The sequence below is a fragment of the Streptomyces sp. NPDC007896 genome (assembly GCF_042959425.1).
In the GTDB taxonomy this organism is placed as follows: domain Bacteria; phylum Actinomycetota; class Actinomycetes; order Streptomycetales; family Streptomycetaceae; genus Streptomyces.
In genome coordinates this window covers 302,879-322,042 of the sequence record NZ_JBIBKX010000009.1, presented here as the reverse complement: position 1 = coordinate 322,042, position 19,164 = coordinate 302,879, and the positions used below count along the sequence as shown (strand labels likewise).

Below are 19,164 nucleotides of genomic sequence, written 5' to 3'. Positions count from 1 at the left end.
GGGCGGGCCGGACGCGTGCGGGCCGCAGCCGGCTCGGACCGGACTCCCGGACCGGACTGTCAGAGGGGCTCTCTCAGACCGGGCTCTCAGACGGGGCTCTTGGCCGTCTCCTTCTCCTGCTCCGGCTCGGCGGGGCCCGCCCCGGCGGACTCGTTCAGCCGCTTGCCGAGCAGCACGAACAGCAGGATGAGTCCCACCGTGAGCAGGATGTGCCCGAGGCCCGCGGTCAGCGGCACCGCCTCGGGCACATGGTCGCCGAGCACGGTCTCGGTGCCGTGGACGAACATCATGGCGACGGTGATCGCGATGCCCGCGTTGTAGAACCAGAAGAAGTACGTGAACAGTTTCGTCCCGGACAGGGTGAACTGCTTGTCCAGGGCGAGGATGATGAGGAAACCCAGCATGCCCAGCGCGAGCAGATGGGTGTGCATGAGCGCCAGCTGGGTGTCGCCGGTGAAATCGTTGGCTTTGGTGAACTCCCGGTAATACAGCCCGGAGACCACTCCCAGGATCATGTAGACGTGTGCCGCGTAGTACGACTTCCGCATCCCCGTGCTCGCTCCCTGCCGGTCAGTGCTGGTCAATTCAGGCTCTGCCGGGGGCCATTGAAGCACTCCGGAACGAACGCTTCGCCCGATTCGGGAGATCGTTCGAGCCACTCTCGAGCAGGTTTCGAGGGCCTCTGCGACGCCCCGGGCCAGGCTGGGGCGTCGAGTTCGTCCACGCACAGCCCACGCAGACGGAAGGCACGCGCATGAGGCACTCCCGTACGGTCGCGGCCGTCGCCGCGGTCACCGGACTCTTCCTGGCCGCCGCGGGCGCGGCGAGCGCACAGGTCACACCCGGACCCGTCACCCCGCCGTCCCCCAAGGACCCGGAAGAGGCCGTATGACACACCGTCGCAGCGCCCCCGGCGGGAGGGACACCCCTGCGACTCGAGAGCCGGATCAAGTGAGGTGAGGAGTACGGGGGAGGGGGAGTCGTGGTGCTGCCCGGCCGCCGTGGAGACCTCCGCGTCCGCGGATTCCGGCCGCTCTCCGTTTGGGGCCGCACCCTGACAAGGCGTCAGGGTCGGCTCAGGGTGGGGGCAGGGACGTCACCGATGGTGGTCGGCGGGCGGTGGACAGCAGGCTGATGACCATGCCGAACACCACTGCCGGTCAGCCCCGCTTCCCTCTCGCCCGCCGCGCCGCGGTGTCCTTCGCGGGTGTCGTCGCCCTGACGGGGCTTGCGGGGGCGTACACGCCGAGCTTCGCGTACGCCGAGCCGCCTGCCCCCGCCGACACGGCCGCCGTCGCGCGGCCCGCGGCTGATTTCAGCGACTGCCCGGCCCTCCCCGCCGGGGTCGACCCGGCCCGCTGGAGATGCGAAGTGCACACTGCCGCACCGCGGTTGACGGTGGGCAAGGTCACCGTGGCTCTCGCTCCGATCACCATGACGCACGCCGAGGGCCCGCTCCCGGACGGCGCCAACGGGCAGGTGTGGGGTGCGATGCACAGTGCGCCGACCGCCGTTTTGGGCGGGGTGTCCGGTACGGCGCAAGGTGAGCGCGCGCGGCGGCCGGGGCTGGCGATCCAGCCGGAGTACGGCGGCCGATCCGACTTCTACACCGGGCAGTTCAGCCTGCGACTCAGGCTGATGAGCCCGCGGCTGCCGCAGGGCTGCACCATCGGCGCCGGTGCACCGGTCGACTTCCGGCTGAAGCGATCGGGCCCTTCGCAGTGGATCTCCACGAACCCGCCGCTGATCAGGTTCTCGGCGTACGACGACACCTTCGCCGCTCCCGCCGCTGAAGACTGCGGGCCGATGACCGGACCGCTCAACCGCCGGCTCGGGCTCCCGGCGCCGAGCGGCAATCTGATGACGTACGACGCGACCTACACCTTCAGGACCTACGACCAGCTCCCGACGCGCTGACGGGCGGCACGAGACGAACACGGTCTTCGCATGAGGTGTGCGCCGCCCCGCGCGCCGGCTCCCCACGTGTCTGAAAGGCGCGCTTTGACAGCGTAAAGGCGGGAAGTCATCCTGGAAACTATGGAAACCGAATCAGTTTCCCAGGTTTCCGGGCGTGGCGGGCAGCGTGCTGACGTGATCGTGGAGGCGGCCGGCCGGCTGTTCTTCGCGCCGGGTTCCGTGCGGGTGAGCATGGACGATCTCGCCCGTGAGCTCGGGATGAGCAAGAAGACGATCTACCGTCATTTCCCGGACAAGCGCAGCCTGCTGGCCGCGGTGCTGGACCGGCAGTTCGCGGCGGTGGAGCGCACGCTGGCGGCGGCGGCCCAGGACGCGCAGGGGCAGCCGTTCGGTGCGCGGGTCCAGCGGTTTCTGCTCGCGGCGGGCAGTGAGCTCGGGCGGATCGGCGCGGCCCAGCTCGCGGCGGGGCGGGGCGATGCGGTGCTGCGCCGGTACGTGGAGCAGCGCGTGGACGCGGTGGTCTACCGGCGGCTCGACGAACTGTTCCGGGACGGGTACCGGCAGGGACTGCTGTCGGCGCCGCCCGAGCTGCTGAGTGAGATCACCCGCAGCGCGCTGGAGCGGCTGCTCACCTCGCAGCTGCCGCGCGAACTCGACCGGACCGCGGCCGATCTGCTGCGGGCGGGCGTCGACACCGTGCTCTACGGGGCGATCCGCCCGGCACACCCCGGACACCCCGGCATCGGCGATGAACAACTCGAGGCGGTCATTCCGACGGCCCGCGATGAGGAGGTGGGCCCATGACCGGGACAGGCGGCAGGGTGGCCTTGGTGACAGGGGCCAGCAGCGGAATCGGTGCGGCCACCGCGCGCCTTCTGGCCGCCCGGGGGATGCGCGTGGTGGTCAACTACCTCCGCAGCGGCACGGCGGCCGGGGAGATCGTGGCCGGCATCGAGGCCGCGGGCGGCCAGGCCATGGCCGTACAGGCCGACGTGCGCGAGGCGGCGGCGGTCGAGAACATGGTCGGGCACGTCCAGGCGGCATGGGGCGGCATCGACGTGCTCGTGCACAACGCGCTCATCCCGTATGCGGTCAAGTCGTTCCAGGACATGACGTGGGAAGAACTGGGCGGCAAGCTCGACGCCGAGATGCGTGCGGCGTTCGCGGTCACCAAAGCCGTCCTGCCCGCCATGACCGAACAGGGCTGGGGACGCATCATCTACATCGGCACCGGCCTCAGCCGCCGGCCCCGGGAGCACATGATCGCGCTGGGCACCTCCAAGGCCGCACTGGAGCAGTTCGCCCGCTACCTCGCCCAGGAACTGGGCCCGCAGGGCATCACGGTCAACATCGTCGCGCCCGGCCCGGTGGAGGACACCCGCATGGCCCACATGACGGACGTGTTCGACACCGAGCACAAGCAGCGGCAGGTGGCCGCCACCCCCCTGGGCCGTCTGGCACACCCGGACGACGTCGCCCAGGCGGTCGCCTTCTACGCCGGCGAGGACAACGCCTTCATGACCGGCACCACGGCCGCGGTCAACGGCGGCATGTCCATGTACTGACGTCCCGTACTGACGCCCCGCTGTCCTGGACACGATCAAGGGACACGTTCATGTACACGGTCGATCTCGCCTACGTCGGGCGGGGCCTGCACGAGGAACTGGTCGCCCACATCGCCGACCAGCAGGGCTACTACGCCGACGAGGGCGTCCACGTCGCGCTGCGCGACGGCTGCTCCTGGGACGAGGAGCGGCTGCGCTGCGGCGCCACCATCGGGCTCGGCCGGGCACTGCTGTCCCGGCTGACCGACGGCACCCCCTGGGTCGCACTCCAGGTCAACACCCACCGCCCGCTGTTCTGGTTCCTCGCCCGCCCCGGCCTGGCCTCCCTGGCCGACCTGGCCGGCCGGCGGCTGGCAGTACACGCACCCCGCACCGCACCCGGGTGCTTCACCCGGATCGTGCTGCGCCGGGCCGGCCTCGACCCGGACCGCGACATCCACACCGTCGTCCGCCCGCCCGGCGACTACGGCATGGACCTGCGCCGGCTGCACGACGGCAGCATCGACGCCGCCCTGGTGGGCAGCACCATGGCACCGGAGGCGATAGCCGCCGAGCACGGCTGGCAGGTACTGGCCTGGGTCGGCGACCACTTCCGGATCCCCACCGTGGGCGTGGCCGTCGACCCCACCTACATCCACCCGGACGACCCCGCGGTCCAGGCCGTCCTACGGGCCCACCGGCGCGCCCTGCGGGTGATCCACGACGAACCCGACACCACGGTGCGGCACATGCAGACATTCCTCGGCCGGCACACCGCGGACGAAGTCCGGGCCCACTACGAGACGTTCGTCGCGCCGTATTTCACCACCGGCGGCCAGGCCGACCCCGCCGTCGGCGCCGGCGCGATCACCGCGGTCGCCACCGAACTCGGCGTCCCCGCCACCGTCACCGCGGCCGAGTTCTACCGCACCGCAGCCACCGCACCCTAGGAGCCCGGTGACACCGGCGCTGCCCCAGCGCATGGGATGCCCGGCAAGGCTTCTCGAGTGCCCCGGGGACCGGGCTCGGCCCGCCCCGGAATCGCAGGCCGGAGAGCCGCCCGGCCTCACCCGGCCACCAGCACCGCCGCGGGTGCGGGCCGGCGGGCGGGGGAGAGGGCGGCGTGTTCCCCGGTCCTGGCCGGGGCGAGCGGCGGCCTCGCCCCGCCGCCCAGCCGGCTCAGCGCGGCGGCGGGGGCATCCAGGGCGGCCTCGAGCAGGGCGGTCAGCTGCCCGGTCAGGTGGGCGGCGGCCGTCTCGCCGACGGCGTCGTACTGGTAGGCGGCGGTGACGGCGATGCCCGCGGGCGCGCCGGCCGGCGTGTGCCGTTCGGTCAGGATCAGGCCGAGGGCCGCGGCCCGCAGGGGGAGCAGGGGCGGGGCCGCCCGCACGGTGAGCCCGGCCGCCTCGTACGCCTCGCCGCTGTCCGCCAGGACGCTCAGCGCGACGCCGCCGGGCCGGGCCAGCGCCGCGGCGCCGGCGCGGTAGGCGGCGAGGTCCGCGGCGCGTACCCGGCGCAGCAGCGCGGTGAAGGCCGGGTCGCCGGAGGTGTCCACGGACAGGGCCAGCACCCGCCCGTAGGGGCCCACGGCCCGGCGCAGGGCGGCGCTGTCACGGGCCGGCACCGGCGCGGCCACGGTGATGGCGGGGCCCGCGCCGAGCCGGGTGAGCAGGGCCGCGAGCGCGGCGTGCACCACCATGAACAGGGTGGCGCCCTGCGTGGCGGCCAGCCGGGCCAGCCGCTGGTGCAGGCCGGCGTCCCAGTTGAGGGCGAGGCGGCCGACGCGGGCGTCGGCCGGGGCGGGCCGGCTGCCCGGCGGCACGGTGGGTGCCAGGTCGCCGGCCCTCGCCCGGGGCGCCGCCTCGGGCACCGGGCCCTCCCAGCGCGGCGCCCGGCCCGCGGCCCGTGCCCGGTAGGCCAGGGCGAGTTCGGCGGCCAGCGGGGTGTGCGACCACAGGTCGACCAGGTCGGCCGGGAGGGTGAGCTCCAGCAGGTGGTCCCCGGCGGCCAGGGCGCGCAGCCGGGTGCCGGCCGAGCCCAGCCGGCTGTTGCGCAGCGCCCCGTGACGGTGCCCCACGTCTCCCAGCGCCTCCTGCAGCGCCCCTGCGTTCAGCGCCCCGCGCAGCCGCAGCGGCAGGACCGCGCTGCCCTCCCCGTCGAGTGCCCCGTCGAGCGCCCCGGCGGGCCCGGTGGCGGCGGCCGGCCGCTCACCGGCCGCCGCGGCGAAACGGGCCGGGGTGGGCGCCTCGTGCAGGGCGCGGCCGTCCAGGCGGGCACCCAGCACCCGGCGGGCTTGGGCCAGCAGCCGGGCCGCGGCCGCGGGATGCCCGCCGAGGCGGAAGAAGTCGGAGTCGGCGTGGACGGTGCGCCGCGGCACGCCGATCGCCTCGGCGAACAGGTCGCGGACGATCTCCTGCAGGGGAGTGCCGGGCGGTTCGGCGCCGGACGCGGGCGGCGCGGCGTGCTCGGCGCCGCCGTCGCCGCTGCCGCCCGCGCCCCGCGGCAGAGCCGGCAGCGCCGTGAGCGCCGTCCGTGCGGAGGGGACCAGGCGGTCGGGCGGCTTCTGACCGGAGAGTGACATCGCGGCTCGCTCCTTCGACAGCGGCTACAGAAGGAAGGCTTGGCAAAACCTTGCCAAGATCCTGGCAATGGGATCCTGAGGGGCCGTCTCGAACCACTGGAGCACCACTCGAGCCCCTGCCCCGGCGCCCCGACGACGCGACGAGGCCGCGTTCCCCAAGGGCGATGGCCGATACCGGGCCCGGTAGAGCCGTACCGGCGTGAGGCGACAGGGCCGCGGCAGACGGAGCCGCATTTAGTTTCAAATGAGACCGTATCGAACGAATCTATGGCTGTAATGTGGCCCCTTGACTTCTCCCCTTCCTGAAGGAGGGGGATTCTTACGGCTCGCGCCGTGAGGGTTTCTGCTTCATTGCCGACTGCCCGTCCGGAGTACTCCGTTGAGGGCTTAGTGGCTATCTGCGGGTAGTTGGCCGCGAACGGCGATCCGCCCTGGCGGCGAATCGTCTTTCCCTGCCCTGCTCCGCAGGAGTCCGTTTCCTCTCCGCCCCTGAAGGGCGGAGTATCCACGGAGGGATCAGATGAACGCCGACGTTCCTCACCGAACCACCCCCTCACGTGTGACCGACCGCCCCGGCGATGCCTCACCTTTCGCTCTCGGCCTGCTGCTGCGCCGGGCGCACTGGCGCGCGGCCGCGGTGATGGAGGAGGCGCTCCGGCCGCTCGGCATCGAGCTGCGGCATTTTGCCGTGCTGATCGTGCTGGTCGACCGCGGGCCCACGGTGCAGCGGGACTTGGTGGCGGCGACGGGGTCGGACAAGGCGGGAATCATGCGGGTCGTGGACGACCTGGAGCGCAGGGGGCTGGCCGTACGCAGGAACGTTCCGGAGGACCGGCGGGTGCGGGCGGTGGAGATCACGCCTGAGGGCGTCGAGCTTTTCGACGCGGCCCATGTGGCGGCGGCGCCGCTGGCTGAGCGCCTGGTTGCCGACCTGGCGCCTGGCGAGCCCGAGCAGCTGACGGATCTGCTGACCCGGTTTGCCCATCCCGCAGGCGGCGAGGTGTAAGCACGCCCGCGTCCGTACGGCTCTTGCGCCGCATACCCGGCCGGCGGTGTGCTCTTCACTCCTGCACGCATCGCCGCCGTCACCGCCGGACAGGGCGCAGGCGACGAGAACGCCACGTGACGTCCCGGGCTGAGACGTCACGCGGCGTCCATGGCCCGGGGGTCACGCGGCGAGGCGCTCGGCGAGTTGTCTGGCCTTGGCGGTCGCGTCCTCGAAGGCGCGCTTGCGGGAGGCCTGTGTTCCCCGGCGAGGCGTCCTCGTCCCGTTCGGTCGCGGATGCCTTCCGCAGGGCCTGGGAGGAGGCACCCGGTTCTCCAGGAGCGGTGTCCGAGGTGGGGGACCAGGGGCGGAGGATGCGTATGCAGCGATAGTTGAACACGAGATGATATTGAATGATACTATCTTGAGTGAAATGAAAGTGCCGCGTCGAGCGGAGGGAGGCGGGCGATCGTGGACGTCTACGAGGCGGTCACGAGCCGGCGGGCGGTGCGCGGATTCACCGACCGGCCCGTCCCGAGGGAGGTGCTGGAGCGGGTGCTGTCCGGCGCGGCCTGGGCGCCGTCCGGATCGAACCTCCAGCCGTGGCACACCTACGTGCTGACCGGCGGACCGCTGGCCGAACTCAAGAAGCGCGCCGGCGAGCGCCTGGCCGCGGGCGATCCCTGGGACGAGCCGGAGTACGAGCAGTACCCGCCCGCACTGAAGTCCCCGTACCGCGAACGCCGAGCCGCCTTCGGCGAGCAGCGCTACGGCGCACTCGGCATTCCGCGCGAGGACATGGAGGCGCGGCAGAGGGCCGCTTCCGCGAACTGGGACTGCTTCGGCGCCCCCGCCGCCCTGTTCTGCTACATCGACCGCGGCCTGGGCCCGGCCCAATGGTCCGACGCCGGCATGTATCTGCAGACCGTCATGCTGCTGCTGCGCGCCGAAGGGCTGCACAGCTGCCCGCAGATGGCGTGGGCGAAGTACCGCAAGACCGTCGCGGAGGTCCTGTCACCCCCGGACGAGCTCATCCTCTTCTGCGGCATGTCGATCGGGTTCGAGGACGTCACGGCGGGTTACGCCCGTACGGGCCGGGCGCCGCTCGACGAGACGGTCACGTTCGTCGGTGATCACTGACACCGCCCGCCCTCGGCCGGTCAAGGCGCCGTTTCCCGCCACGCGCACATAAGTGGTCCATATGCATACGGGGGCCGGTATGCCGTCGGCGCTCAGACCACGGCCCAGGGGCCCAGGTCGCGCGTGCGGCGGCCGGACGTGGCGGGCCGGCTCTCGTCCCATGCCGGGGCCAGCGCGGCGGAGAGGATGCCCCAGAGCTGGCCGGCGGTCAGGGCGTGCACCGGGACGACGACCTGGCCGGCGAGGCTGACGCGGAACGCGGACTCCAGCGCGCCGACGATGCCGATGAGCGCCATGGAGTCCAGCCCGTAGGCCTCCATCGGAACGTCGGCGGCGGGCTCCTTGTCCTTGCCGAGCCCCGGCAGGCCCTGGCGCAGGACGTCCTCGAACTTCGCGTTCCACGGTGCGTGGGCCATTGGGCGACTTCCTTCCGGGACACGGGAGAGGCGAAGCGGTGCTCCGGGCAGCACCGTGCCGCATCCCGCTCGAGTGGCCGTGGACGCCCGCTCAGGCCGCAGACCCGCCAGGGACATGACCGAAGCCCCCGCCACGGTGCTGCTGCCGGCGGGGGCCTCACGGGTTCGGCGGGTGGTCCGGTGGGTGGTGGTCCGGTGGACGTCGTACGGGCAGCGGCGGCGGGGAAGCGTTCCGCGGACGCGTGGGACGGGACGGCCGCGCGAGGGCGGGCGGCATCCTCAGACGGCCGCGCTGCCGCCCGCGACCGGCCAGCCGATGTCGTCCGTGGCGGAGACGGTGGTGGCGGTGGCCTTGGGCCAGCCGATGTTGCCCTCCGCGGAGGCGGTGGTGGCCTTCGGCCAGCCGATGTCGTCGGTGGCGGAGACGGTGGTGGCGGTGGCCTTGGGCCAGCCGATGTCGCCGTTCGCGGAGGCGGTGGTGGCCTTCGGCCAGCCGATGTCGTCGGTGGCGGAGACGGTGGTGGCGGTGGCCTTGGGCCAGCCGATGTCGCCCTCCGCGGAGGCGGTGGTGGCCTTCGGCCACCCGATGTCGTCGGTGGCGGAGACGGAGACGGTGGTGGCCTTCGGCCAGCCGATGTTGCCCTCCGCGGAGGCGGCGGAGACGGTGCCGGCCGTGCTCGGCCAGCCGATGGAGGAGGAGGCGGTCGTGGTGCTCGCCGTCTTGGGCCAGCCGATGCCGTCCGCGGCGGTGCTGATGCCGCCGGCGGTGAGCACGGCGGAGGCGACGGCGGCGGTGGCGGCGGTGGCGGCGAGGCGGGCGACGAGGTTCTTCATGACAGCTCCTCTGTGGCAATGAAGCGAATCTGCGTTGGTAACTTCTTGCCAAGAAGCTTGGCAACGCTACCTCGGGACCTGCTCGGTATTCGCTGGAGATGGGCTGGAGACCGGCGAGAGATGCCCTACTGCCTGCGCAGATGCCTGGCAAAGTTTGTCAAACACCCCGCTCCTGGGGTTGTGCGGAGCTGAACCCGAGGGGGTTGAACAGCACTTTCGCGGCCCCTCCGCTAGAGCGCCGCCGGAGCCCCCGTTGCCATCACGGCCTCACGCTAGGCAATGTATTGCCAAGCAAGTTGGCAATATTTGGCGACAGCGGGGGGAGGCCCCGGAAATGAACGCGACGCCGTCATCCACGGACCACAGGGACCACACGTACGGCACGGACCACGCGTACGACACGGACCGCACGGACCGCACGGAGCCCGCGGACCAGGAGGGCCGAACGGTCCACCTGGACACGGCGGGCTGGGGCACCATGCCCGCCGCCGTCCGCGCACTCGTCGCCGACTGCGCGAGCCGCGAGGACCGCTACGGCCCGCACGAGCTCGAGGAGGACCTCGAGGACGTCCTGCGCACCGAGGTCCACGAGCGCCTCGGCGCTCTGCTCGGCGTCCCGGCCGCCGACACCGCCGTCGTCACGGACGCCGCCGGCGCCTTCGACGATCTGGTCTCCCGCCTCGCCCCCGGCCGCGGCGAGCGCGTCTGGACGACCCCCTACGAGAGCGCCGCCCGCCTGACCACCCTCTACGCCCTGCGCGACCGCACCCGCTGCACGGTGGAGGTCGTCCCGCTGCGCGAGGACGGGGACCTGGACCTGGAGTGGATGGCCCGGCACATCGACGACGACGTCGCCCTCGTCTCGGTCGTCCACGTCCCCTCCGGCTGCGGAATCGTCAACCCGGTCGAGGAGATCGGGCAGATCCTCGCCCCGTACCGGTGCGTGTACGCCGTCGACGCCTCCTACTCCGTCGGCCAGCTCCCCGTGGATGCCGGCCGCATCGGCTGCCAGCTGCTGACGGGGGACGGCTGGCGGTTCCTGCGCGGCCCCTACGACGTCGGGTTCGCCTTCCTGGCGCCCCGGCTGCGTGCCGCGTTCGAGGACGCCGCCGCCCGCCGCCCCCTGCCGCCGAACGCGGCCGTCGCGGGCCTGAACGCCGCCCTGGCCCACCACACTGCCGCCACCGCCACCGCCACGGCCACCACCGCCACGGCCACCACCGACGGGGCCGCCGGCCTGGCCGGGCAGGGGCTCCTGCCCGCCCTGCGCGCCGCCGTCGAGGAGTGCCCCGGCACCGAACTGATCGCCCCCGGCCGGGTCCAGTCCGCCATCCTCGCCTTCCGCCACCGCGACCTGCCCGCCGCGCTCGTCCGCCGCCGGCTGGCGGCCCGCGGTGTCGTCCTGTGGAAGACGGTCGCGCAGGAAACCCCGCTCCACCTGCCACGCTCCGGCGCCGCCACCACCCTGCGCGCGTCCCTCGGCCCCGACACCACCCCCCAGGACATCGCCCGCTTCGGCCGGGCCCTGCGGGAAGCCGTCCGCGAGGAGACCGCCGGTGCGCAACGCCCCCGCCCCGCCCGCACCCTCCCTCCCGCCCCCGCCCCGGCCCTCGCCTCTGCCCCGGCCCCGGTCCCGCCCGCGGGGCCCCGGCCCCGGCCGCCCGCCCGCCGCCACCTGACCCTGTGCCCCACGCCCTGACCCCGACCCTGACCCCGACCCCGAACCCGACCCCGACCCCGACCCCGAATCCGAAGGGCATGTCCGGGACGCCCGCCTGCGGACCGGCCGTGATCAAGCGCCCGGAGAAAGCGCTGGATAGAATTCGGGCATGGGTGAGCGGCCCGTCCACACGGCTGCGCCGGGACCCGCTCCGGGAGTCGGTTCCGGCGGCGGTGCGTGATGGGCGCGGCGTCGGGGGGAATGGAGCTGTACTCCGGCCGGGCCTCGGGCCTGATCGGGGCGCAGATCGCGGGCTACCGGGTGGAGCGCGAGATCGGCCGCGGGGGCATGGCCGTCGTGTACTGCGCCAAGGACCTGCGTCTGGACCGTACGGTCGCGCTGAAACTGCTCGCCCCGGAACTGGCCCGCAACGACACCTTCCGGCGCCGCTTCACGCACGAGTCGCTGGTGGCCGCCGCGATCGACCACCCGCACATCGTGCCGGTCTTCGAGGCCGGTGAGACGGACGGTGTCCTGTACATCGCCATGCGGTACGTCTCGGGGCTGGATCTGCGGGCCCTGCTCGACCGGGACGGTCCGCTGCCGGTGGCGACCGCGCTGCGGATCGCCGGGCAGGTGGCGTCGGCGCTGGACGCCGCCCATGAACACGATCTGGTGCACCGGGACGTCAAGCCCGGCAACATCCTGGTGGCCCGGGGCACGGACAGCGATCACCCCGAGTACGTCTACCTCACGGACTTCGGGCTGACGAAGAAGTCGCTGTCGCTGACCGGGTTCACGACCGTCGGCGAGTTCGTCGGCACGCTCGACTACGTGGCCCCGGAGCAGATCTCGGGCCGCCCGGTGGACGGCCGGTGCGACCTGTACGGCTTCGCCTGCGTCGTCTACGAAACCCTCGCGGGCGGCCCGCCCTTCCAGCGGGACGACGACATGGCGCTGCTGTGGGCGCACCAGTACGACCAGCCGCCGCCCGTGAGCGAGCAACGGCCGGGCATCCCGCCGGCGCTGGACGGCGTACTGGCCAAGGCCCTGGCGAAGGCCCCCGAGGACCGTTACGACTCCTGCCTGGAGTTCGTGGCGGCACTGCGGGCCGCCGCGAGCGGCGCAGGCGCCGCTGCCGCTGTCGGCAAGGACGTGCACGCGCCGACCCAGGTGGTCCCCGCGGTGGCCGAAGCCGCGCAGGCACTCGATCCGGTGCCGGATCCGCCGCGCTGGGCCCGGCCGGTCTTCGGCCGTACCCCCGGATAGCCGCAGGCCGTACACCCGGTCGGTGCACGCCGTACGCCCGTCCGGCCGTACGCCGCCCGCCCCGCCCGGCCCTGCCCGCTCCTGCCGGGGCGCGGGGCCGTCGGCTTGCGAGGTGTGCGGGACGGCCGCACACAATGGTGTGAAGAGGAACCGACGGGCGGAGGGCGAGGGGGCGGGCGCGGGGCCGGACGGCAGGAGGTTGTGTTGCGGGTTTCCTGAGGCTGTGCCGCTGGCCTGTGTGCCGCAGGCCCCGATGCCGGGAGTGGAGCTCGTGAGCATCGAACCGTCGTCGTCCCCGTCGTCCGAACGCCCCAAAGGTCCTCCGTCGGGGCCGCTGGCGGGGCCTTCCCAGCCGGACCGGCCCGCACCCTCGGACGCTGAAACCCGACCCGGCGGCGGGCGGCAGGGACCACCGCCCGGACCGCCCGGCGGACCCGGCGGCGGGGGCCCGGGCGGCGGCGAGGGCCCGCACCACCCGTGGTGGAAGTCCGCGCCCCGGGTGGCCGTGGTCGCCACCGCCATCGTGGCGGCGGTGGCCCTGATCCTCGTGTTCACCCGTTCCGACGGCACCTCGAACCAGCAGCGGGGCGAGGTCTTCCTGCAGTCCGCCGGGAGCACGGGCGCGGACCCGTTCACGGAGTCGACCGCGAAGGAGGGCGCCGCGCCGACGGCGACACCCTCGCTGCCCTCCACGGGCACGGGCAACGCGGCACAGAGCGTGAACGGCGACGCCCCCGGCCTCTACGGTGGGACACGCAACGTCGCCAGCTGCGACGTGGAGAAGCAGATCACCGCCCTCAAGGCGGACCCGTCGAAGAACACGGCCTTCGCCTCGGTGCTGGGCATCCAGCCCTCCGCCGTCCCCGGCTATCTGCGCACCCTCACCCCCGTACAGCTCCGGGCGGACACCCGGGTCACCAACCACGGCTACCGCAACGGTTCCGCCACCACCTATCAGGCCGTGCTGCAGGCGGGCACCGCCGTCCTGGTCGACGACCGCGGGGTACCGCGGGTGCGCTGCGCCTGCGGGAACCCGCTGACACCGCCGGCCGCGCAGCAGAGTGCCGACCCCAGGCCGGTGGGCCAGTCGTGGTCCGGCTACCGGCCCTCGCACGTGGTCGTCGTCGCGCCGGCGCCCCGCCCGGTGAAGAAGTTCGTCGTGGCGGGCCGGAAGAAGGGCGAATGGTTCACCCGGGACCAGGGCGACCACCGCGGCGAGCACGACACGAAGACGGCTCCGCCCCCGCCCCCGCCGTCACCGAAGCCGTCCACGCCGGGCAGGGAACAGACACCCTCGAACGGCAACACCTCGCAGGGACCGGGCAAGCCCTCGAAGTCGTCGGAGTCGGGTAAGCCGTCGAAGTCGTCGGAGTCGGGTAAGCCGTCCAAGTCGTCGGAGTCGGGCAAGTCCTCGGAGTCGGGTAAGCCGTCCAAGCCGTCGGAGTCGGGTAAGCCCTCCGAGTCAGGCAAGTCGTCGAAGTCGTCGGAGTCGGGCAAGCCCTCGGAGTCGGGCAAGCCCTCGAAGTCCTCGGAGTCGGGTAAGCCCTCGAAGTCCTCGGAGTCGGGCAAGCCCTCGAAGTCCTCGGAGTCGGGTAAGCCGTCCAAGCCGTCGGAGTCGGGCAAGTCCTCGGAGTCGGGTAAGCCGTCGAAGTCGTCGGAGTCGGGTAAGCCGTCGAAGTCGTCCGAGTCGGGCAAGCCCTCCAAGTCCTCCGAGTCGTCGAAGTCCGGCAAGGAGTCGTCACCGTCGAAGGACAAGTCCTCGTCGGAGTCGGGCAAGCCGTCCTCTCCATCGTCCGGGCCGTCCTCACCGGGCTCCTCCCAGCCCTCGTCACCGCCGCCGCCGTCGTCCGAGAAGTCCTCGAAGCCGCAGGCCCCGTCCTCCGAGCCGCCCTCCTCGAAGCCCGAGCCAAAGACGTCCGCGCCCCAGACCTCCGCGCCTCCGCCCCTGTCCTCCGCGCCCCAGAACACGGCGCCCCAGAATTCCGGACCCCCGCCCGCCGACACAGGACAGCAGCAACAGCAACAGCAACAGCAGCAACAGCAGCAACCGCCCGGCCCCGAGGGGTCCTAACAGCGCTGGTGCACATACGCCGTCCCGGGCGATCCTGCGCGCATACAAACCCCGAGTGCAAGCGAAAGGCGCGCACCCGGCGGACCGCGATCCGTCGAACGCGCGCCTATGTGACGCCCTGTCAATTCGGCGTCAGCTTCTCAGTAATGTGGCCACGGGCACCGGGACCGTTCAACTCAGTTGCCGGTGAAGACGATCAAGGTCAGATTCGCCCCGTAAGTGTTTGTGCACGCGCCTCGGTAGAAGTCCCAATGGCGTCCCGAGGCGTCCCGCACGTATCCCGTATAGCTGTTCGAGCACACCTGATGGGAATTCGTGATGTTCATCCAGCCTTGGTTGGCGCTCCCACCGTCCCAGACGTAGCAGTAGTGGCCGCCCGAGCCGTAAGAGACGTTGACGACGGACGACAGGTTGCACGTGGAGTTCACGACCGTGGCGCTGGCCGGGGTCGCAGCGAGGACGCCAGCGGTGGTGAGGCCGGCCGCGATGGCTCCGGCTGCCAGCTTTCGGGCGAGATTCATGTAGTTCCCCCTGAGGATGCGTGCTTGGTGAGTTGTCTCCCATGCGAGCAGTGCCGCCGAGAGGCGTGCGAGCCCCCGTGACGCGCTCCAGTGCATGACGGCTCGTTACGGTCGTTGTGCAAGATCGAGGCTAGGAGCTGCTGTCCTGGATCCGTCCTAGGTCCGTCCTAGGTCCGTCCTTGCGCACTCTTGTCACATGAGCGCATGTGACAAGTCGAAGCCTTGTTGGTGACAACCAGACTGCTTCGACCGGTCCGAATCGCCAGCTCATCCCTCTCCGCACGGTGTCCTCCCAGGACCACCGTGCGGCATCCTTTTTACGCGCTTTACCCGAATCGTTCCGCTGGGTCAAGTCACGACTCCTCGGAACGTGACCGCGCGGTGCCCGTGGGGCCTACTTGAAGTGCGGGCCTCACCGGAAAGGAAATCCGGAAAATGAATGAGGCAGGACGGTAGGACGGAAATCTTCGCCAGAGGGTTTTCTCTTTCACCGAAACCGCGAATTGTCCCGGTGTGGCGGTCCCGGTAAAACGGTCCGTCGGCTGTCGTCCCGAATTTCTGGGGAAGGCAGAAGAGTCCCCTGAATCGGTAGGAGAAAATCTATGAACCGTATTTTTCACACCCACAGCGATGTCCGTTCCAAGCGCCGGGGCTTCCGCTTCGCGACACTCGCCGCCTCGGCCGCGGTGATCACCGGGGGCATCGTCCTTCCGGCGTCCGCCGCGATGGCCGCCCCGATGCCCGCCGCGCATGTCGTGAGCTTCGTCCACGGCGGCGGTGCCGGCGGTGACGGCGGTGCCGGAGGCGGCGGCTTCGTCGGCGGTGGCGGGGGCTCCGGCGGCTCCGGCGGCGGCAGCGTCCTGGGCGTCGGCGGTGACGGAGGCAAGGGCGGCAACGGAGGCGACGGCATCCTGTCCGGCGGCGGTGGCGGCGGCGGTGGTGGCGGCGGCGACGGTGTCATCGGCGGCAACGGAGGCAGGGGCGGCGACGGCGGCACCGGCCTGTTCGGCGGCGGCGCCGGCTCCGGCGGCTCCGGCGGCGACGGCATCCTCAAGGGCGGCAACGGAGGCAAGGGCGGCAACGGTGGCTTCGGTGTCTTCCAGGGCGGCAACGGAGGCAAGGGCGGCGCGGGCGGGCTCGGCGTCCTCTTCGGCGGCCTGGGCGGCGGCGGTGGCGCCGGCGGCGGCAGCATCTTCTGACCGATTCGCCCTGGTGGGGCGGAGGCCCGCACGGCCTCCGCCCCCGGACCCCTCACCCCCCGCACCCCCATTGACCAGGACGCGGAGCCGGACGGCCGGCGCTGCGCCCGCAGAACCACAACCTCGCTCAAGGAAAACGGAGAACCCCCATGTCCAGAACTCGCTGGCAGCGTCCGCTCGTCCTGGCGGTGGCCTCGGTGGCCCTCGCCACCGGCACCGCGTGCGCAGCCCAGGCGGCGCCGGGTGTCACCACAGGCGCCAGCCAGATGGCCCCGGCCGACCCGTCCCACTGCGGCCATGGCGGGGAAGGCGGGAAGGGCGGGGAAGGCGGCAAGGGCGGTGAGCCCGGTCAGCCGGGGGAGCCCGGCAAGCCCGGCCAGTTCGGCTGCTTCAAGTTCGACGACCTGCCTGACAAGCCCAAGTCGGAGCTCACGGGCATGGACAAGATACGGATCGTGCTGACCGTGGAGTCCGGGCAGGCGAAGAAGGCCGACGTCGCCAAGAAGTACAAGATCTCCGAGAAGGAGTTCGACACCTGGGACAAGCAGTTCCGTGACGGGGACTGGGCCGCGCTGATGGGTCTGTGAATTCCCTCTTCGGCTCCTGAGGAACTTCCTTCGACGCCCCGGCCCGGTGCGGGCCGGGGCGTTCCTGTCAAGCCCCGAATTCCCGGGCCGTGACGCCGAGGCCCTTGACCGGGTTTATTCGATACAGCGGAAACCGCGGTACGGAAAATAATTCTTTGGGAAGAGGAATTTCATGCGTATGCGTTCTTGGAAGGTCCGTCTCGGTCTCACGGTCTCGACCGCCCTGACCGCCGGTGTGGCGGCCGGCGCGCTGGCGCCGGCCGCGATGGCCGCGCCGGTGCCGCAGAGCCATACGGCCGTGGTGGCCGCCGCCCGGCAGCTCCCCGCCGACGGCGCCCAGCCGGGCGGCGGCAGCCGGCCGGGCGCCAGTGGCCAGTTCGCCAGTGGTCAGTTCGGCAGTGGTCAGTTCGGCACCATCAAGGTGGGCGACGGCAGCGTGCGGATCGGCGACCGGGTGTGTGCGGGCAACTGCAACGGGACCGTCAACGGGAGCAATGGCGGCCAGGGCGGCATCTGCGCCGGGCTGTGCAACGGCAGCGCCAACGGCGGCACCGGCACGACCGGCGCGCCGGGCCGCGAGGGCGGCATCGGCGGCCAGGGCGGGATCTGCGCCGGGATCTGCGGCGGCAGCGCCAACGGCGGCACCGGCGGCACGGGCGGAGCCGCGGTGGGCACCGGCGACGGCGGCCGCGGCGGCAAGGGCGGCACCGGCGGGATCTGCCTCGGGCTCGGCTGCGAGAGCGGCGGCATGGGCGGCCGCGGCGGCACCGGCGGCGCCGGCTGACGCCTGCCCGCCCCCGCAGGGGGCCGGCCCGCGGTGCGGTGGGAGTGGTGGCGCCCGCGGGGTCAGGGCGCGGACAGGCCGAGCAGGTTCGCCGCGTTGGTGTCGAGGATCATCGTGGCTTCCTCCGGGGTGAGCCCCGAGTCGGCGATGTGGTCCACGGCCCGCAGGAGGACCTCCCCGTCCTCGTAGGGGAAGCCCGTGCCGAGGACGAGGCGGTCCGGGCCGGGAGTTCCCGCAGCGCGGGCGGCCCCGTGTCGTGGTCGAGTGGGTTCATGGGAGGGGTGAGGACCGTGACGTCGGGGCGGTAGGGAGCGCGTGTGGTGAGGGAGCGGATCGACTACCGGGCGCTGTTCGCCGCCACCCCCAGCCCGTACCTGGTGCTGGGCCGCGACCTGGTGATCGTGGACGTCAACCGGGCCTACCTCCTGGCGACCGGCCGCCCCCGGACGGAACTGGTCGGGCGGTACCTGTTCGACGCCTTCCCCGACAATCCCGCGGACCCGGGCGCCGACGGGGTGCGGAATCTGAGCGCCTCCCTGCACTGGGTGCTGCGTTCGAAGGAACCGGACACCATGGCGGTGCAGAAGTACGACATCCCCGTCGCCGGCCGTCCGGGCGAGTTCGAGGAGCGCTGGTGGTCGCCGATCAACACCCCGGTGCTCGGGCCGGACGGACAGGTGGAGTGGATCATCCACCGGGTGGAGGACGTGACCGAGTTCGTCCTGTCCCGCCCCCGGCGCGCGCAGAGAATCAGCGTGCTGGGCGAGCGGGAGGCGATGGAGGCCGAGCTGTATGCGCGGGCGCGCGAACTGCAGCAGCTGAACGAGGAACTGCGCAAGGCACACGCCCGGGAACGCCAGATCGCCGTCACCCTGCAGGAGGCCATGCTGCAGTCGCCCGACCTGGCGGGCCACCAGGACATCGCGGTGCGCTACATGCCCGCCGCCGGGTCCCTGAACGTGTGCGGCGACTGGTACGACGTGGTCGATCTGCCCGGCGGCTTCGCCGTGGCCGTCGGTGACGTCGTCGGGCACGGCCTGGAGGCCGCCGCAGCGATGGGCATGCTCCGCAGCGCCCTGTCCGCGGCGGTCCGCGCCCTGCACGAGCCGGCCAGAGCGCTGGAGGTGCTGGGCCTGTATGCCCGCTCGGTGGAAGGGGCGCTGGCCACCACCGTGGTCAAGGCCGTCATCGACGACCAGGGCCACCGCATCCGCTACAGCAGCGCGGGCCATCTCCCGCCCGTCCTGGTGCACCCTGGCGGCTCCTTCGACCTGCTCGACCAGGCCACCGACCCCCCACTGGGCGCCCGCCCCCGCCACGTGCCCCGCCCCCAGGCCGAGCTGCCCTACACCCCGGGAGACACCCTCGTGCTCTACACCGACGGGCTCATCGAACGCCGGGGGGAGGACATCGACGTCGGTCTGCGCCGGCTCACCGACACCCTCACCCGCCACACCCGTCTTGCTCCCGAACGCCTGGCCGACATGCTGCTCGCCCGCCTCGGTGTCAGCAGCGGCGGACGCGACGACGTCGCCCTGGTCGTCGTGCGCCTCTAGGGCCTGTCCGGCGGATCATGCCGTAGACGCGGGGATGAGGTCCTGCCCGTTTCCTGCGACCTGGTCCGCCGGACAGGCCTTGGCGGCCGCGGCCCCGTGC

General features: G+C 72.4%; 18 protein-coding genes and 1 pseudogene. 14 read left to right on the top strand and 5 right to left on the bottom strand.

The features are described 5' to 3' along the window. Positions 1–86 precede the first annotated feature (86 nt). Positions 87–548 carry a DUF2871 domain-containing protein gene (locus ACFZDJ_RS29025; RefSeq protein ID WP_168518441.1) on the bottom strand — a complete coding sequence of 154 codons (462 nt, stop codon included), beginning with the start codon at positions 546–548 and terminating at the stop codon, positions 87–89. Positions 549–754: 206 nt separating this feature from the next. On the opposite strand from ACFZDJ_RS29025, the gene ACFZDJ_RS29020 reads away from it, so the two are divergent. The 5 genes from ACFZDJ_RS29020 to ACFZDJ_RS29000 all read left to right on the top strand — a co-directional run bounded on the left by ACFZDJ_RS29020 (position 755) and on the right by ACFZDJ_RS29000 (position 4,411). Continuing rightward, positions 755–892 (top strand): hypothetical protein, encoded by a 138-nt coding sequence (locus tag ACFZDJ_RS29020; RefSeq protein ID WP_159055364.1) that lies wholly within the window; start codon positions 755–757, stop codon positions 890–892. 248 nt (positions 893–1,140) lie between these two features. After that, positions 1,141–1,917: a hypothetical protein gene (locus tag ACFZDJ_RS29015; protein ID WP_391063129.1), complete on the top strand. Its 777-nt coding sequence runs from the start codon at positions 1,141–1,143 to the stop codon at positions 1,915–1,917. A 174-nt stretch (positions 1,918–2,091) separates the two neighbouring features. Then, the gene (locus ACFZDJ_RS29010) at positions 2,092–2,721 is read left to right on the top strand and encodes a TetR family transcriptional regulator (RefSeq protein WP_391063127.1); all 630 of its coding nucleotides are present in this window, start codon (positions 2,092–2,094) and stop codon (positions 2,719–2,721) included. After that, positions 2,718–3,482 (top strand): SDR family oxidoreductase, encoded by a 765-nt coding sequence (locus ACFZDJ_RS29005; protein WP_390933076.1) that lies wholly within the window; start codon positions 2,718–2,720, stop codon positions 3,480–3,482. Before ACFZDJ_RS29010 ends, ACFZDJ_RS29005 begins: the two co-directional genes overlap by 4 nt. A gap of 50 nt (positions 3,483–3,532) precedes the next feature. Continuing rightward, positions 3,533–4,411, top strand: a complete 879-nt coding sequence (locus ACFZDJ_RS29000; RefSeq protein WP_391063124.1) for an ABC transporter substrate-binding protein — start codon at positions 3,533–3,535, stop codon at positions 4,409–4,411. Between the two features lie 116 nt (positions 4,412–4,527). Here ACFZDJ_RS29000 and ACFZDJ_RS28995 read toward each other — a convergent pair whose 3' ends face one another. Beyond that, positions 4,528–6,042: a condensation domain-containing protein gene (locus ACFZDJ_RS28995; RefSeq protein WP_391063121.1), complete on the bottom strand. Its 1,515-nt coding sequence runs from the start codon at positions 6,040–6,042 to the stop codon at positions 4,528–4,530. 520 nt (positions 6,043–6,562) lie between these two features. Here ACFZDJ_RS28995 and ACFZDJ_RS28990 point away from each other — a divergent pair. Further along, positions 6,563–7,048: a MarR family transcriptional regulator gene (locus tag ACFZDJ_RS28990; protein ID WP_390933073.1), complete on the top strand. Its 486-nt coding sequence runs from the start codon at positions 6,563–6,565 to the stop codon at positions 7,046–7,048. Between the two features lie 450 nt (positions 7,049–7,498). Beyond that, positions 7,499–8,167, top strand: coding sequence for a nitroreductase family protein (locus tag ACFZDJ_RS28985; protein WP_390933072.1), 669 nt, complete (start codon positions 7,499–7,501; stop codon positions 8,165–8,167). 92 nt (positions 8,168–8,259) lie between these two features. Here ACFZDJ_RS28985 and ACFZDJ_RS28980 read toward each other — a convergent pair whose 3' ends face one another. Both ACFZDJ_RS28980 and ACFZDJ_RS28975 read right to left on the bottom strand, forming a co-directional pair. Further along, a complete protein-coding gene (locus tag ACFZDJ_RS28980) occupies positions 8,260–8,583 on the bottom strand; it encodes a phosphopantetheine-binding protein (RefSeq protein WP_391063118.1) in 324 nt (107 codons plus the stop codon). Positions 8,584–8,862: 279 nt separating this feature from the next. Continuing rightward, a complete protein-coding gene (locus ACFZDJ_RS28975; RefSeq protein ID WP_391063115.1) occupies positions 8,863–9,417 on the bottom strand; it encodes a hypothetical protein in 555 nt (184 codons plus the stop codon). A 334-nt stretch (positions 9,418–9,751) separates the two neighbouring features. On the opposite strand from ACFZDJ_RS28975, the gene ACFZDJ_RS28970 reads away from it, so the two are divergent. The 3 genes and pseudogenes from ACFZDJ_RS28970 to ACFZDJ_RS28960 all read left to right on the top strand — a co-directional run. Next, positions 9,752–11,116, top strand: a complete 1,365-nt coding sequence (locus ACFZDJ_RS28970) for an aminotransferase class V-fold PLP-dependent enzyme (RefSeq protein ID WP_391063112.1) — start codon at positions 9,752–9,754, stop codon at positions 11,114–11,116. A gap of 222 nt (positions 11,117–11,338) precedes the next feature. Then, positions 11,339–12,346 (top strand): protein kinase, encoded by a 1,008-nt coding sequence (locus ACFZDJ_RS28965; protein WP_391063108.1) that lies wholly within the window; start codon positions 11,339–11,341, stop codon positions 12,344–12,346. 271 nt (positions 12,347–12,617) lie between these two features. Then, positions 12,618–13,868 (top strand): annotated as a pseudogene (locus ACFZDJ_RS28960) (DUF6777 domain-containing protein); the annotation flags it as partial. A 725-nt stretch (positions 13,869–14,593) separates the two neighbouring features. On the opposite strand, the gene ACFZDJ_RS28955 reads toward ACFZDJ_RS28960, so the two are convergent. Next, complete coding sequence (locus ACFZDJ_RS28955) at positions 14,594–14,938, bottom strand: hypothetical protein (RefSeq protein WP_391063105.1); 345 nt, start codon at positions 14,936–14,938, stop codon at positions 14,594–14,596. 602 nt (positions 14,939–15,540) lie between these two features. Between ACFZDJ_RS28955 and ACFZDJ_RS28950 the strand changes: the two genes are divergently transcribed. The 4 genes from ACFZDJ_RS28950 (at position 15,541) to ACFZDJ_RS28935 (ending at position 19,064) form a co-directional block, all read left to right on the top strand. Then, positions 15,541–16,137, top strand: a complete 597-nt coding sequence (locus ACFZDJ_RS28950) for a hypothetical protein (RefSeq protein ID WP_390933065.1) — start codon at positions 15,541–15,543, stop codon at positions 16,135–16,137. A 149-nt stretch (positions 16,138–16,286) separates the two neighbouring features. Continuing rightward, the gene (locus ACFZDJ_RS28945) at positions 16,287–16,724 is read left to right on the top strand and encodes a DUF1153 domain-containing protein (protein WP_384922385.1); all 438 of its coding nucleotides are present in this window, start codon (positions 16,287–16,289) and stop codon (positions 16,722–16,724) included. Positions 16,725–16,896: 172 nt separating this feature from the next. Next, a complete protein-coding gene (locus ACFZDJ_RS28940; RefSeq protein ID WP_390933063.1) occupies positions 16,897–17,508 on the top strand; it encodes a hypothetical protein in 612 nt (203 codons plus the stop codon). Between the two features lie 320 nt (positions 17,509–17,828). Continuing rightward, positions 17,829–19,064 carry a SpoIIE family protein phosphatase gene (locus tag ACFZDJ_RS28935; protein ID WP_390933062.1) on the top strand — a complete coding sequence of 412 codons (1,236 nt, stop codon included), beginning with the start codon at positions 17,829–17,831 and terminating at the stop codon, positions 19,062–19,064. The last annotated feature ends 100 nt before the right edge of the window (positions 19,065–19,164 follow it).